Origin of the sequence: Conexibacter woesei DSM 14684 (genome assembly GCF_000025265.1) — a bacterium.
Lineage (GTDB): Bacteria > Actinomycetota > Thermoleophilia > Solirubrobacterales > Solirubrobacteraceae > Conexibacter > Conexibacter woesei.
Genome location: NC_013739.1, coordinates 91,559 through 105,469, shown reverse-complemented (window position 1 = coordinate 105,469; position 13,911 = coordinate 91,559). Strand labels below are relative to the sequence as shown.

Annotated in this window: 13 protein-coding genes; 6 read left to right on the top strand and 7 right to left on the bottom strand. The window is 73.5% G+C overall.

What is annotated here, in order from left to right; genetic code table 11:
- Window positions 1-182 precede the first annotated feature (182 nt).
- Window positions 183-1,670 (top strand): DUF5715 family protein, encoded by a 1,488-nt coding sequence (locus CWOE_RS00540; RefSeq protein WP_012931595.1) that lies wholly within the window; start codon window positions 183-185, stop codon window positions 1,668-1,670.
- Here CWOE_RS00540 and CWOE_RS29955 read toward each other — a convergent pair.
- The 3 genes from CWOE_RS29955 to tkt all read right to left on the bottom strand — a co-directional run bounded on the left by CWOE_RS29955 (window position 1,645) and on the right by tkt (window position 5,414).
- The gene (locus CWOE_RS29955) at window positions 1,645-2,832 is read right to left on the bottom strand and encodes a toll/interleukin-1 receptor domain-containing protein (protein ID WP_012931594.1); all 1,188 of its coding nucleotides are present in this window, start codon (window positions 2,830-2,832) and stop codon (window positions 1,645-1,647) included. The two genes, CWOE_RS00540 and CWOE_RS29955, sit on opposite strands and share 26 nt — an antisense overlap.
- Complete coding sequence (locus CWOE_RS00530; RefSeq protein ID WP_012931593.1) at window positions 2,829-3,320, bottom strand: DUF4231 domain-containing protein; 492 nt, start codon at window positions 3,318-3,320, stop codon at window positions 2,829-2,831. Before CWOE_RS00530 ends, CWOE_RS29955 begins: the two co-directional genes overlap by 4 nt.
- Before the next feature lie 105 nt (window positions 3,321-3,425).
- The gene (gene tkt, locus CWOE_RS00525) at window positions 3,426-5,414 is read right to left on the bottom strand and encodes a transketolase (RefSeq protein WP_012931592.1); all 1,989 of its coding nucleotides are present in this window, start codon (window positions 5,412-5,414) and stop codon (window positions 3,426-3,428) included.
- 42 nt (window positions 5,415-5,456) lie between these two features.
- Between tkt and CWOE_RS33225 the strand changes: the two genes are divergently transcribed.
- The 5 genes from CWOE_RS33225 to CWOE_RS29950 all read left to right on the top strand — a co-directional run bounded on the left by CWOE_RS33225 (window position 5,457) and on the right by CWOE_RS29950 (window position 9,928).
- Window positions 5,457-5,609, top strand: a complete 153-nt coding sequence (locus CWOE_RS33225; RefSeq protein ID WP_160165462.1) for a hypothetical protein — start codon at window positions 5,457-5,459, stop codon at window positions 5,607-5,609.
- Window positions 5,606-6,499: a haloalkane dehalogenase gene (locus tag CWOE_RS00520; RefSeq protein ID WP_236262204.1), complete on the top strand. Its 894-nt coding sequence runs from the start codon at window positions 5,606-5,608 to the stop codon at window positions 6,497-6,499. Before CWOE_RS33225 ends, CWOE_RS00520 begins: the two co-directional genes overlap by 4 nt.
- On the top strand, window positions 6,496-7,314 hold the full coding sequence (locus tag CWOE_RS00515; protein WP_012931590.1) for a methyltransferase domain-containing protein: 819 nt from the start codon (window positions 6,496-6,498) through the stop codon (window positions 7,312-7,314). The genes CWOE_RS00520 and CWOE_RS00515 overlap by 4 nt, the downstream gene beginning before the upstream one ends.
- Window positions 7,315-7,326: 12 nt before the next feature.
- On the top strand, window positions 7,327-8,184 hold the full coding sequence (locus CWOE_RS00510) for an alpha/beta fold hydrolase (protein WP_012931589.1): 858 nt from the start codon (window positions 7,327-7,329) through the stop codon (window positions 8,182-8,184).
- Window positions 8,185-8,269: 85 nt separating this feature from the next.
- Window positions 8,270-9,928, top strand: coding sequence for an N-acetylmuramoyl-L-alanine amidase (locus CWOE_RS29950; protein WP_012931588.1), 1,659 nt, complete (start codon window positions 8,270-8,272; stop codon window positions 9,926-9,928).
- Window positions 9,929-9,947: 19 nt separating this feature from the next.
- Here the strand turns inward: CWOE_RS29950 and CWOE_RS29945 are convergent, their stop codons facing one another.
- The 4 genes from CWOE_RS29945 to CWOE_RS00485 are packed head-to-tail and all read right to left on the bottom strand — an operon-like array spanning window position 9,948 to window position 13,894.
- Entirely contained in the window at window positions 9,948-10,952 is a 1,005-nt protein-coding gene (locus CWOE_RS29945; RefSeq protein WP_012931587.1) for an ATP-grasp domain-containing protein, read from the bottom strand.
- Window positions 10,940-11,566, bottom strand: a complete 627-nt coding sequence (locus CWOE_RS00495; RefSeq protein WP_012931586.1) for a sugar transferase — start codon at window positions 11,564-11,566, stop codon at window positions 10,940-10,942. The genes CWOE_RS29945 and CWOE_RS00495 overlap by 13 nt, the downstream gene beginning before the upstream one ends.
- A complete protein-coding gene (locus CWOE_RS00490; protein WP_012931585.1) occupies window positions 11,563-12,711 on the bottom strand; it encodes a glycosyltransferase in 1,149 nt (382 codons plus the stop codon). The genes CWOE_RS00495 and CWOE_RS00490 overlap by 4 nt, the downstream gene beginning before the upstream one ends.
- 46 nt (window positions 12,712-12,757) lie before the next feature.
- Complete coding sequence (locus CWOE_RS00485) at window positions 12,758-13,894, bottom strand: glycosyltransferase family 4 protein (RefSeq protein ID WP_012931584.1); 1,137 nt, start codon at window positions 13,892-13,894, stop codon at window positions 12,758-12,760.
- Between the last annotated feature and the right edge of the window lie 17 nt (window positions 13,895-13,911).

Below are 13,911 nucleotides of genomic sequence, written 5' to 3'. Positions count from 1 at the left end.
CCCGGCCGCTTTTTTGGGTGGTGATGGGGGAGGCCCCGAACCTAGGCGGCGGTGCGGACGAGAACGGGGTGAGAACGCCTGTTCGACGCTGACAATTTGCAGAGTCTGCGCAGTGTCGGCACAAAGCGGGGCTGAGACGTGACACGACGCCGGAGCAGTCGTTCTGTCACGGTGGAGAAGCCGTGCCGACGACCCGCCGCCGTCGAACCTCACCCGCGTCCCCGTCGCCCAGCCGCCTGCGGCTGCTGCTCGCGGCGCTCGTGCTCGTCGGCGTCGTCGCGCTCGTGCTGACACAGCGCGACGGGGGCGGCGGCGGTGACGCGGAGCCGCTGCCGAGCGCCGGGCGAGCGGCCGGAAGCGGACACGACCCGTTCGCGTTCGACCCCAGCCGGGCTGAGCTGTTCGAGCAGCGTGCCGCGTTCGGCACCGCGCATCCGCTCTACACGAAGAGCCCCGGTGGCGCGATCGCCTCGGCCGAGCGCGTCGCGCGGCTGCGACCGCTGATCGACCAGGCGACCGAGGGCACCGACGTCGACCCCGACACGCTCGAGGCGATGGTCTTCCTCGAGAGCGCCGGACGGCCCGACGCGATCGCCGGGGGCACCGACCTCGCCGGCGCGGTCGGCCTCACGCAGATCCTCGCGGAGACCGGCACCAGCATGCTCGGGATGCGCGTCGACGTCGCCGCCAGCACGCGGCTGACGCGCCGGCTCCAGCGGGCGGTGAACCGCGGCGACGACGCGCGGGCCGCGCGGCTGGCCGCCGAGCGGCGACGCGTCGACGAGCGCTTCGACCCGCGCAAGGCGCTCGCCGGCACGATCCGCTACCTCGACTTCGCGCGTGAGCGGCTCGGGCGCGACGACCTGACGGTCGTCTCCTACCACATGGGCGTCGGCAATCTCGAGAACGCGATCGAGGCGTTCGGGGGCGGGCGGCCGAGCTGGACCGAGCTGTACTTCGGCAGCTCCCCGACGCAGAACCCGGAGGTCTGGAGACTGTTCGCCGGCCTCGGAGACGAGTCGTCGCTGTATTACTGGAAGGTGCGTGCCGCGCGCGACCTGATGGCGCTCTATCGCAGCGACCCTGAGGCGCTCGACAAGCTCGCCGCGCTGCAGACGGCGAAAGCCTCCAACGAGAACGTGCTGCATCCGCCCGCTGCCGGCGAGGCGTTCGCGGACGGCGGCGCGCTGCGGGCCGCCTACGACGACGGGCGACTCGTGCGGCTGCCGACCAACGCCGGCGAGCTCGGCCTGCGGATCGACCGGCAGATGGGCGAGCTGGCCGGCAGAGTCGGCCAGCCCCGCGCGCTCTACCGCGGCCTGCGGCCCGACGCGCTGAGACTGCTCGTCGAGATCGCCGCCGGCACGCGCCGGATCTCCGGCGTCGATGCGCCGCTGACCGTCACGAGCACGGTGCGCGACCAGCGATACCAGGAGCAGCTCGCCGGCGGGAACCCGGAGGCGACCCACGCGTTCTCGGTGCACACGACCGGTTGGTCGTTCGACATCCTGCGCCGCTACGCGAACGACCGCCAGGCGCTCGCGCTCCAGTTCATGCTCGACCGGCTGCAGACCCTGGGGCTGATCGCATGGGTGCGCGAGCCGGCCGCGATCCACGTCACCGTCGCGGGCGACGCCGTCCGCTTCATGCGCGGACAGGCTGGCGGCTGACGGCCGCCGCACGCACGTCGAGGAACAGCTGCGCGGAGACGGCGAAGCCGACGATCCCGACGCACTGGAAGCCGACCGCGACGACGTCGCTCGGCTGGCCGAGCTGGTTGCGCAGCAGCTGCACGACGACGCCGCCGGCCGCGCCGGCGAGCAGCCCCACCGCGACCCGCCGCGGGGTCCACAGGGCGCCGATCGCCGCGCCGAGGACCGCGCCGGTGGCCGCCATCGCGCCGATCGAGATGCGGTCTGCGACCTCACGCGCGACCGGCTCCGCCGGCAGGATCACGGCCGCGCCGAAGATCGCCCCGCCGAGCGCACCGGCGGCCGCGCCGAGCACGAACCCGCCGAGCAGCCGGCCGACGGTCTGACTGCGCTCACCCCGGCGGACGCTCAGCCACACGCCGAGCACCGCGCCGACGATCGCCCACGTCACGGCGCGGCGCAGCACGAGCGTCGCGATGTGCTCGGCGTCGGACGCGAGCGCGTCCGCGTGGATCGGCTCGGCCAGCAGTCGAGCGAGCATCCCCGCGGCGGCGGCCAGCGCGATCGCCTCGAGCAGCAGCAGGACGAGGCTCGCCGAGCCGGTCTGCGGCGCGGCCGCCGGACCGGACCGAGCAGCCGCCGGGCCGGACCGAGCGGCCGTCGCCGCGATCGCGTGCGGCTCGCCCTCGTCGTCAGCGCTCGCGCCGGCCACCAGCTCGCCGAGCGTGTCCGACAGCCGGCCGACGTCGTAGCGCCAGCGCAGGTCGCTCAGCTCGATCGCGTTGCGCCGCGCGAGTCCCTGCAGCGACGGCGGGAGCTGCGCGGGCGGCGGCATCCGCGCGCCGGCGACGAGCACCGGGATGACCCGCACGTCACTGCGCGCGAGCGCGGTCTCGACCTCGAGACGGACATAGTCGCCGGGCTCGGCGATGCGCGGCTGCGGCCGGCCGGCTGCCGTGACCGACGCCCACCGCGGCCCGATCACGACGAGCAGCGCACGGCACTCGCCGACCGCCTCCGTGATCCGGTCGACGAAGTCGATCCCGGGCGCCAGCTCGACGTCCATGAAGACGTTGGCATCGCCGAAGCGGGTCGCGATCGCGTCGTAGAGGCGGCCGGCGTGGCCGGCGGTCTCCTCGCGGCGGTAGCTGAGGAAGACCTTCGGCGCCGCCGCGCTCACGCCGTTCTCTCCTCGTCCTGCCGATGGCGCTGGACCGACGCCCACGCGGCGTGCTCCTGAGAGACGAGCCCTTCGACCCGCTCGGCCAGCATCGCACCCGGCCGCGACGCGCCCGCGTAGGGTCCGGCACCGGCCGCGTAGAGGAACTTCTCGTGCTTGAGCCGCTCGCACGTCGAGCGGTAGGTGGACCAGTTCTGCTGGTACTGGAACAGCTGCTGGAGCCCCTCCAGCACGACGATCGTCGCGCCGCCGATCGCGACCGGCCATCTCCAGCCGTCGCCGCCCGCGCCCGCCACGACGGGGATCGCCGCGGCGATCACGATCTGGCAGACCTTCAACAGCTTGAACCAGCGCTGACTGTGCCGGCTGCGCGCGTCGTACCACGCGACCTGCTGTTCGAGCCGGTCCCATGCCGCGGCGTCGCCGCGCAAGCTGACGCTGCCCGGCACCAGATCCGGCGCCGATCCGACCACTGTCGCCTCGCTCACGGCTCCGCCTCCCCGATGCTCAAGAAGCCAGATTGTGGTCCGACGCGAAGCGCGCTGTCAAGCAAACAGGCGGCCGGGCCGTATCGCCCGGCCGCCCGTGGACGGCTACGTCAGCAGCGAGCGCACCCGCTCAGCCACCGCGGCCGCGGTGATGCCGTACTCCTCGAGGATCTTCTCGCCGGCCGCCGACGCGCCGAATCTCTCGATCGAGACGGTCGCGTCGACCCAGCGCTCCCAGCCCATCGCAATCCCCGCCTCGACCGCGACCTTCGGCTGGCCGGGCGGCAGGACCTCGTCGCGGTATGCCTGGTCCTGCGCCTCGAACAGCTCCCAGCTCGGCATCGCGACGACGCGGGCGGCGACGCCCTCGGCGGCGAGCAGGTCGCGCGCGCCGAGTGCGACGGAGACCTCGGAGCCGGTCCCGACGATCGTCGCGACGGCGTCGTCGGCGTCGGCCAGCACGTAGGCGCCCTTGTCGATCCCCTTCGCCGGGGCGTACGGCGGGCGCTCCAGCGTCGGCACGTTCTGGCGCGTGAGGACCAGCACGACCGGGCCGTCGACGTCCTCGACCGCGACGCGCCACGCCTCGGCCGTCTCGTTCGCGTCGCTGGGACGGATCAGCGTCAGGCCCGGGATCGCGCGCAGCGCGGCGAGGTGCTCGACCGGCTGGTGCGTCGGGCCGTCCTCGCCGAGCGCGACAGAGTCGTGCGTGTAGACCCACACGACCGGCAGGTGCATCAGCGCGGACAGCCGCAGCGCCGGGCGCATGTAGTCGGCGAACTGGAGGAACGTCCCGCCGTACGGCTTGACGATGCCGCCGTGCAGCGCCAGGCCGTTGACCGCGGCGCCCATCGCGTGCTCGCGGATGCCCCAGTAGACGTTGCGCGTCGCCTGCTCGCGCGAGTAGGGGCCGTCGGCCGCTATGCCGGTCTTGACGCTCTCGTTGAGGTCGGCCGAGCCGCCCACCATCGTCGGCAGGAACCGCGCGATCGTCTGCAGCGTCGTGCCGCCGGCAGAGCGCGTCGCCAGCGACGGCTTGTCGGCAGGGTCGAACTGCGGCAGCGCCGCGTCGAGACCGGGCAGCGGCTTGCCGGCCCACGCGAGGTCCCAGCGCGTCGCGCGCTCGCCGTCGGCGGCGCGCCAGCTCTGGTAGCGCTCCTCCCAGGCGGCCTGGTGTCTCTTCCCGTCCTCGACCGCGCTGAAGAGGTCGTAGACGCCGTCCGGCACGACGAAGTGCTGGTCGGGATCCCAGCCCATGACCTCCTTCGTCGCGCGCACCTCGTCCTCGCCGAGCGCCGCGCCGTGGGCGCCAGGGGTGTCCTGCTTGTTCGGCGCCGGGTAGCCGATCTTCGATCTGACGCGGATCAGCGACGGGCGCCCCGTCTCCTGCTGGGCGGCGGCGATCGCGGCGCGCAGCGCGTCGAGGTCGGTGACGTCGTCGACGTCCTGCGTGTGCCAGCCGTACGCGTCGAAGCGCTCGTTGACGTCCTCGGTGTCGAACGTCAGCGACGTGTGGCCGTCGATCGAGATGTGGTTGTGGTCGTAGAGGAAGATCAGGTGCCCGAGCCCGAGGTGACCGGCGAGCGAGGCGGCCTCGGCGCTGACGCCCTCCATCAGGTCGCCGTCGGAGCAGATGCCGTAGATGCGGTGGTCCTGGACCTCGGCGCCGAAGTGCTCGCGCAGGAAGCGCTCCGCTATCGCCATGCCGACCGCGTTCGCGAAGCCCTGGCCGAGCGGGCCGGTCGTCGTCTCGACGCCCGGCGTGTGGTGCACCTCCGGGTGACCCGGCGTGCGCGAGCCCCACTGGCGGAAGTGCTTGATGTCGTCCATCGTCACGTCGTAGCCCGACAGGTGCAGACAGGCGTAGAGCAGCATCGAGCCGTGGCCGGCCGACAGCACGAAGCGGTCGCGGTCGGGCCAGTGCGGGTCGGTCGGGTTGTGCCGCATCACCTCGGAGAAGAGGAGGTAGCCGACCGGCGCCATGCCCATCGGCATGCCGGGGTGGCCGTTGCCGGTGTTCTGCACGGCATCCATCGCGAGCGTGCGGATGGTGTCGACGGCGAGTTGCTCGGTGGACTGTGCGGTGGTGGCCATTGGCATCCGTGGTTCGCGGCGGACGGGAACGAGCGCCGTGACATGGAGCGCCCGATCGCGCAGGTTATCCACGCGGGCTGCCCCGCGCAGGGCGATTTCGAAACCGTGCGCAGGCGCGACCGGCGCGCGGGCGGCCGCGCGGCGGCTAGCCTGCTTGGTTCGGCAGGCGAACTGGGGACGCTGAGAGAGTCGTGAGTCTGGGAGCTCGTACCGTCGTGCGGACGCCGGAGGACCGGTTCGCCGGGCTGCCGGACTTTCCGTTCGAAGCCCACTACCGCGAGCTGGACGGCCTCCGGCTCGCGCACCTCGACGAGGGCGACGGGCCGCCGGTGCTGCTGATGCACGGCGAGCCGACCTGGTCGTTCCTGTGGCGTCACGCGGTCGCGCCGCTGCGCGACGCCGGTTACCGCGCGATCGTCCCCGACCACGCCGGCTTCGGTCGCTCGGACAAGCCGACGGAACTGGAGTGGTACAGCTACGACCGCCACACCTCGATCGCGGCGGAGCTGCTCGAACGGCTCGACCTGCGCGACGTGACGGTCGTCGTGCACGACTGGGGCGGGCCGATCGGGCTGCGGCTCGCCGTCGAGCAGCCGGAACGGATCGCGCGGATCGTCGTGACCGACACCGGGCTGTTCACCGGCCGCCAGCGGATGACACCGGCGTGGGAGGCGTTCCGCGGCTTCGTCGAGGCGACCGAGGACCTGCCGATCGGGATGCTCGTCAGAGGCGGCTGCCACCGCGACCCCGGAGACGCCGTCGTCGCGGCGTACGACGCGCCGTTCCCCGACGCCGCCTCGAAGGCCGGTGCACGCGCCTTCCCGCTGCTGATCCCGCGCACGCCCGATGAGGCCGGCGCGGCGACCGGCCAGCGGACGCTCGACGCGCTCGCCGCCGACACACGCCCGACGCTCGTGCTGTGGGCAGAGCACGATCCGATCATCCCGCTCAGAACCGGCGAGCGGTTCGCGCAGGCGATCGGCGCGGAGGTCGCCCACGTCGTGCCGGACGCAAGCCACTTCCTGCAGGAGGACCAGGGCCCGCTCGTCGGGCGGCTGATCGTCGAGTGGCTGGGCAGCACGTGAGCGTGACCGGCGAGACCGATCTGCGCGAGGCGCCCGCCCCGGACCCCGGCTTCGCGATCCGCTTCCTCGACGCCGGCAACGCGCTGCGCGGAATCCGCGCACTGAAGCCGGTGATGCTCGAGCTGCTGGCGCTGCGGCGGGGAATGCACGTGCTGGAGCTGGGCTGCGGCGCCGGCGACGACGTGCGCGCGTTCGGCCGGCGCGTCGGCAGCGCCGGGCGGGTGCTCGGGATCGACGAGGCGCCGTCGATGGTCGAGGAGGCGGCGCGGCGCTCACACGGCCGCAACCTGCCGGTCGAGTTCCAGGTCGGCGACGCGCTCGCGCTCGACCTGCCGGACGCGACGTTCGACCGCGTGCGGATCGAGCGGCTGCTGATGCACGTCGACGGCGAGCCCGCGACCGTGCTGCGCGAGAGCGCGCGCGTGCTGCGCGACGGCGGCCGGATCGTCGTCTTCGACTTCGACTGGGACGCGCTCGTGATCGAGGGGGCCGACCGCGAGCTGACGCGCCGGATCGTCCGCAGCTACGCCGACGCGATCCGCAACGGCTCCGTCGGGCGGGCGCTGCCGCGGCTGCTGAACGAAGCCGGCTTCACGTCGGTCTCGACCGTCCCGCACGGCGTCGCGATCCCCTACGACTTCTTCGGCTGGCTCGTCTCCAGCCACCTCGACGAGGCGCTCGCCGCCGGGCTGTTCACACCCGAGGAGCTGATCGCGTGGTGGGACGAGCTCGACCGCGCCCACGCCGCCGGCGGCTTCTTCGCCGCGCTGCTCGGCTTCGTCGCGGCCGGGACGAAAGCACCGGCGGCGGGGTAGCCTCGGGGAACGATGGCGTTCTTCGAGCACGACGGCCAGCGAATCGCCTACGCCGAGCACGGCGCGGGGCCGCGCGCCGTCGTCCTGCTGCCGGGGCTGCTGTTCTCGCAGCGGATGCAGGAGCCGCTGGCGGAGGCGCTCGCGGCACGCGGCAACCGCGTGATCACGATGGACCCGCTCGGCCACGGCAGATCGGACCGTCCGCGCGACATGTGGCGCTACTCGATGTCGTCGTTCGGCGGCCAGGTGATCGGCCTGCTCGACCACCTGGAGCTCGAGCAGGCGGTCGTCGGCGGAGCGTCGCTCGGCGCCAACGTGACGCTGGAGGTCGCCGCCGCCGCGCCCGAGCGGCTGCGCGGGATGGTGCTGGAGATGCCCGTGCTCGACAACGCGCTGCTCGGCTGCGCGATCGGCTTCACCCCGCTGCTCGTGTCGCTGACGTTCGGCGAGCCGGCGATGAAGCTCGTCCAGCACGTCGCCAAGCGGGTGCCGCGCAGCCCCCTTCCGTTCATCCCGGAGATCCTGCTCGATTGGGTCTCGCAGGACCCGGGCCCGAGCGCTGCCGTGCTGCAGGGACTGTTCTTCGGTCGCATCGCCCCGCACCGCGACGTGCGGCGGACGTTCAAGACGCCGTCGCTGGTGATCGGCCACCGGCGCGATCCGATCCACCCGTTCTCCGACGCAGACATGCTCGTGCAGGAGCTGGAGCACGGGCGGCTGCTGAACGCCGACTCGATCCTCGAGCTGCGCACGCACCCCGAGCGGCTGACGGGCGAGATCGGCGACTTCCTCGACGAGTGCTGGCGGCCGCGCAGAGCGGCGAGACGGCGGGCGCCGCGGTCTCGCGCACGGCCGCGCGCGACCGCCTGAGCGGCGGCGAGCGGCGAGCCGCCGCGTCGCTGCACGAGATCGTGCGCGTCCGCAACGGGGCGGATGGGACCGTGTTGTGGTTCACATGCTCCGATCCGTCCTGCTCGCCGCGCTGTTCGCGCTCGCGGCGAGCGCCCCAGCCGTCGCCTCCGTCGCCTCCGGCGGCGCGGTCGACTTCGAACAGCCGCTGCCGCCCACCGCCGCCTTCGCCGCGTCGGGCGACGGGCCCACCGCCACGCCGGCGATCGCCGCGCCGCGGCCGTTCGACCTGCTCGGGCTGCGCTGGCGCGGCGGCGAGGCGCACGTCGAAGCGCGCGTGCAGCGCGCCGACGGGCGCTGGAGCCGCTGGCAGGAGCTGCCGCACGCGGAGGACGTCGCCGCCGGGTCGCGGCGCGGCGAGACGGTGACCGGACCGCTGTGGACCGGGCGGGCGCAGCGCTACCAGCTGCGCGGAGCGCACGACACGGCGCTGCCGGCGGGCCTGCGCGCCCACTTCGTCGCGGTCGAACGGAGCGGTGCGACGGCGCCGCCACGGCCGGCGAAGGCGTCAGTCGACGCACCGGCGATCGTGCCGCGCTCGCAATGGGACCCGACCGGCTCGTGCGCGCCGCGGACCCCGCCGCGCTACGGCCGCGTCGACTTCTCCGTCGTCCACCACACCGAGTCGCTGACGAGCTACAGCCGTGCGCAGGCGCCGGAGGTCGTGCTCGGAATCTGTCGCTTCCACCGCAACGGCAACGGCTGGCTCGACATCGGCTACAACCTGCTCGTCGACCGCTTCGGGACCGTCTACGAGGGCCGCGTCGGCGGCGTCGAGCAGCCCGTGATCGGCGCCCACGCCGGCGGCTGGAACAGCCTCTCGACCGGCGTCGCGGTGATCGGCAGCTTCACCGGCTCGCGCCCGCCGCAGGCCGCACAGGACGCGCTCACGCAGGTGCTCGCGTGGAAGCTGCAGCTCGCCGGCGTGCCGGCGCAGGGCACGATCGGCGAGATCTCGCCGGGCGGCGCCGAGAACCGCTGGAGCAGCGGCACGCGTGTGGCCTTCCAGCGAATCGCCGGCCACCGCGACGCCGACCACACCGACTGCCCCGGCGGCGCGTTCTACGCGCTGCTGCCGCGCCTGCGCGGACAGACGGCCAACCAGCATGAGATCGCGGCCGACCTGCTGACGAACTCGCCCGTCGGCGGCGTGCTCAGCCAGGGCGGACCCGCGGCGTTGACCGGCCGGCTCGCGCTCGCGGGCGGACAGCGGCCCGTCGGCGCGCCGTTGACGTTGCAGCAGCGCACGGGCGAGGACTGGTCCGACCTCGACGAGCTGCGCACGCGGGTCGACGGCGTCTGGTCGGCCTCGCTCCCGGTCACCGTCAACGGCACCTACCGCGTCGTCTCCGACGCGCGCGGCGTCGCATCGCCCGGCGTGCGGGTCGAGGTCGCGGCGGGTGTGACCGCGCGGGTCTCGCCGCAGCTGCTGCGACCCGGCAGAACGGTGACGCTGCGCGGCGCGAGCACGCCGGCGAAGGAACGTGTGACGGTCGTCGTCGAGCGCCAGACGAGACGCGGCGCCTGGAGACGTGTCCGCCGGCTGTCGCTCGCGACCGACGCCGGCAGCTACGAGACGACGCTTGTGCTCGCCGCGCCAGGCGTCCACCGCTTCCTCGTCACGACCGCCGCCGACGCCGCGAACGCGGCCGGCGCCGCGCCGGTACGGACGGCGAGCGTGCGGCGGGCGAGAAGAGCGCGATAGGCGCGACCGGCCGGCCCGCTCAACGCGGCGGCGGCGCGCCGCCGGGGACCAGCTCGCGGCCGGTCGGCTGCATCTCGGCGTCCAGCTCGAGCTGCCAGTAGTAGCGGGTGAAGGTGCGGCCGGCGTCGAACTCGCCGACGTGCGGCGCGATCCGCTCGCCGTTCGCCATCCGCGCGATCAGCTCCGGATAGGTGCGGCCGGCCGCGAGCGTCGCGTACGTGGGGCCGGGGAAGGCGCCGCCGAAGCGCGTGTTGACGTCCGTGATGCCGAGGCCGATCTCCCGGTCGCGGAACGCCTGGACGGTGCAGGGTCCGCGCACGCCGAGCGTCTCGACGACGTTGACGCCGAGGTCGATCAGCTCTCTGTCCGCGATCACGGTGCCCTTGATCGACTCGCCGCCGCGCGACTCCAGCATCGTGCGCGGGATCGCGTTGAGGCAGCGGCCGTCGAGGTCGGACAGCAGGTCGATCGAGAACTCCGGGCCGTCCATCGCGCGCTGCACCATCGTCGGCTCCTTCACGTATCTGACGAAGAAGGCCGCCTCCTCGGCGTCGTGCGCGAGATGGATCGAGCGCGCGCCGGAGCCCTGGCGCGGCTTCACCATCACCGGGTAGGACTCCGGCTGCTCGCCGGGCAGGACCGTCGGCGGCGACGGCAGCCCGTGCGACTCCAGCAGCAGGTGCGCCTCGTACTTGTCGTACGTCGCGCGGGCGATCTCGGGGTCGGGCACGAACGCGGGCAGGATCCCGTCGGCGCGCGCCTGCGCGAGCACCTCGATGTCGAGGTCGGTCAGCGGTATCACGGCGCCGACGTCGTATCTCGCGCACACCTCCGCGAGCGCGGGGACGTAGCCGGAGTCGTCGATCCGCGGCGGCGCGAACCGGTGCGTCGCGGCGTACTGGGCCGGTGCGAGCGGACTCGGGTCGGCGGCGATCACGGTCGTGTGCGCCGCGAAGCAGGAGACGATGTCGTAGCGCTTGCCGACGCCGGTCAGCAGTACCGCTCTGCCGTTCATGTCCGCCATCCGCCCGTCTCTCCCTTGTAGAGGCCGTCGCCCTTGACGACGAGTCGCCAGGTGCGCGAGAGGATCCTCAGGTCGAGCTTGAGCGACTGGTGCTCGACGTACCAGAGGTCCAGCTCGATCCGCTCGCTCCACGGCAGCGACGCGCGGCCGTTGATCTGCGCCCAGCCGGTGATGCCCGGCTTGACCTGCAGGCGGCCGAGCTGGCGCTCGGTGTACTGGTCGACCTGCACCTGCACGGTCGGACGCGGGCCGACGATCGACATCTCGCCGCGGACGACGTTCCACAAGTTCGGCAGCTCGTCGAGCGACGTGCGGCGCAGCAGCTTGCCCATCCGCGTGATGCGGTCGTCGCCCTCCTGGATCGCGAGCCCCGCGCCGGTGAACTCCGCGCCTCTGACCATCGTCCGCAGCTTGTAGATCTCGAACGCTCTGCCGTCCCTGCCGACGCGGCGCTGTTTGTAGATCGGGTGGCCGGGCGACTCGAGCCGGATCAGCGCCGCGGCGAGCGCGACGAGCGGCGCGCCGGCGATCGTCCCGATCCCGCCGAGCAGCAGGTCGAGCGCGCGTCGTGCGGCGCGATCGGCGGCGCCGGGCGTGGCGGCGCGACCGCTCACCGCGTGCCCTCCGGCGGTTCCCAACCGGCCTCGGTCGGCTCGCGCAGGACGTCGTAGAGGCCGGCGGCGAGCGCGCCGGTCGTGAGGACGTAGTAGCGCGCGACGAGGAACGGGCGCGCGGGGATCGCCTTCGCCAGCGCGGCGGCGAGCAGGATCAGCGCCTGGAGCGCGAGCGCGGCCGCGTAGGGGCGGCCGCGGCGGGCGAGCACGAGGCTGGTCGAGAGCACGGCCAGGTGCAGGAACGGCGTCGCGTAGCGCAGCAGGCGGTGGGAGAAGACCATCAGGCCGTAGAGCGGGCCGTAGCCGTCGGGCTTCAGCATCCCGCCGCGCAGGACGATCGGCCAGCCGTGGGTCATCATCCGCCGCTTGCGGGCGAACTCGCCCTCGATGCTGGGGACCATCTTCTCCGTCGCGCGGGCGTCGGCGGCGTAGAGCGCACGCCAGCCGCGCTTGACCATGTTGAACGGGAACGAGAGGTCGTGGCCCATGATCGGGTCGACCTCGATGTAGGACTCGCGCCGCGTGGCATAGATCGCTCCGTTGCCGCCCGTGACCGAGGCGAGCCGCGACTCGAGCCCGCGCAGCGCCATCTCGTAGCGCCAGTAGAGCCCTTCCTGGTTCGTCCCGCCGTCGTTGACGAAGCTGACCTGCCCGCAGACGTAACCGACCTCCGGCGCGCCCGCGAACGGCGCGACGAGCCGCCGCAGCGCATCCGGCTCCCAGAAGGCGTTCGCGTCCGAGAACGCGACGATCCGTCCGCTCGCGGCGCGCACGCCTGCGTCCTGCGCACGGATCTTGCCGCCGCGTGGCAGCTCCAGCACGAGGTCGGCGCCGGCGTCACGGGCCCGCTGCGGCGTCGCGTCCGGCGAGCCGTCGCAGGCGACGACGACCTGGAGCCGATCGGCGGGGTAGTCGAGCGCCTTCAGGTTCGCGACCTTGTCGGCGATCACCGACTCCTCCTGGTAGGCCGCGACGATCACCGAGACCGCCGGCAGCGCCTCGTCGCCGCCGTCGACCGGCGCGCCGGTGCGGGCCGCGCGCGCCGGCAGCACCCGCGCCAGCAGCGCGAGCAGCAGACCGTAGCCGGCCTGCGCGTAGACGACGAGCGCGGCGCAGACCCAGAAGAGGAGCTTCACGACGGGCACCGCGGGGATTGTGTCGGACCGAGCGCTCCGGTGTCCCCCCGAGCGGCTACTGCAGCGACTCGTAAAGCGCCAGCGTCTGCTGCGCGATGCCGTCCCACGAGTAGGGGCCATCTGCCGCAGCACGCGCAGCGGCGCCGAGGCGGGTACGGGCGGCGGGGTCGGCGAGCAGGTCGCGCAGGGCGGTGTGGAGGGCGGGGGCGTCGCCGGGCGGGACGAGCGCGGCGGCGCCGGTGGCGGCGACCTCGGGGAAGCCGCCGACGGAGCTGAGCAGCAGCGGCTTGCCGAACGCGAGCGCGGTGAACAGCACGCCCGACTGGTCGATCTCGCGGTAGGGCAGCACGACGAGGTCGGCGCGGTCGAAGAAGGCGGCGATCTCATCGTCGGCGACGAAGCGCGAGACGAAGCGGACGTTCGGCGGCGCGAGCGCGTGCAGCGGCGCGACGTCCATCTTCGGAAGGCCGACGACCCACAGCTCGGCGTCGTCGATCCCGCGCCACGCCTCCAGCAGCACGTCGACGCCCTTGTACGGGCGCAGCAGTCCGAAGCAGAGCACGACGGGCTTCTCGCGCCCGACCGCCGCCAGCTCGGGCGGGAGCGGGCGCGGCGGCGCGGCCGACGGACCGCCGGCCGGCACGAACTGGTCGAGCGCGCCGTGCGGGATCACGTGCACCTTCGCCGGGTCGACGCGCAGCTCCCCGCGCAGCCGCGCGGCCCCATGCTCGGAGTGGACGACGATCGCGTCGACCCGCTCGTACAGCCGCCGCTGCGCGTCGAGCTGGCCCGGGCGCGGCTCGCGCGGAAGCACGTCGTGGGCGGTCAGGACGACCGGCAGCCTGCGCGGCAGCAGGTGGACGTCGAGCGGTTGGACCGTCAGCCACTGGAAGTGCGCGACGTCCGCGCGCGAGGCCCGCAGGTGCCGTCTGAGGCGCAGCATGTCCGGCACGTGTTGCGCCAACTTGGCCGCCATCCGCAGCCGCGAGCCGGCGGCGCCGGGCGCGATCCGATAGAACGACTCCGTGACGGCGTACCCCTGGCCGCGTGGCACCGCCCCATAGGCGAAGCGGCTCGTCACCAGCTCCACGTCAGCGCCGGCACGCGCGAGGGCGGCACAGAGCGCATGGTCGTACGGCGGCGTGAAAGCCGACGGGTCGACGAGGGCAATCCGCAGCGACGACGAGGACATCCCGGCATCATCCCCCA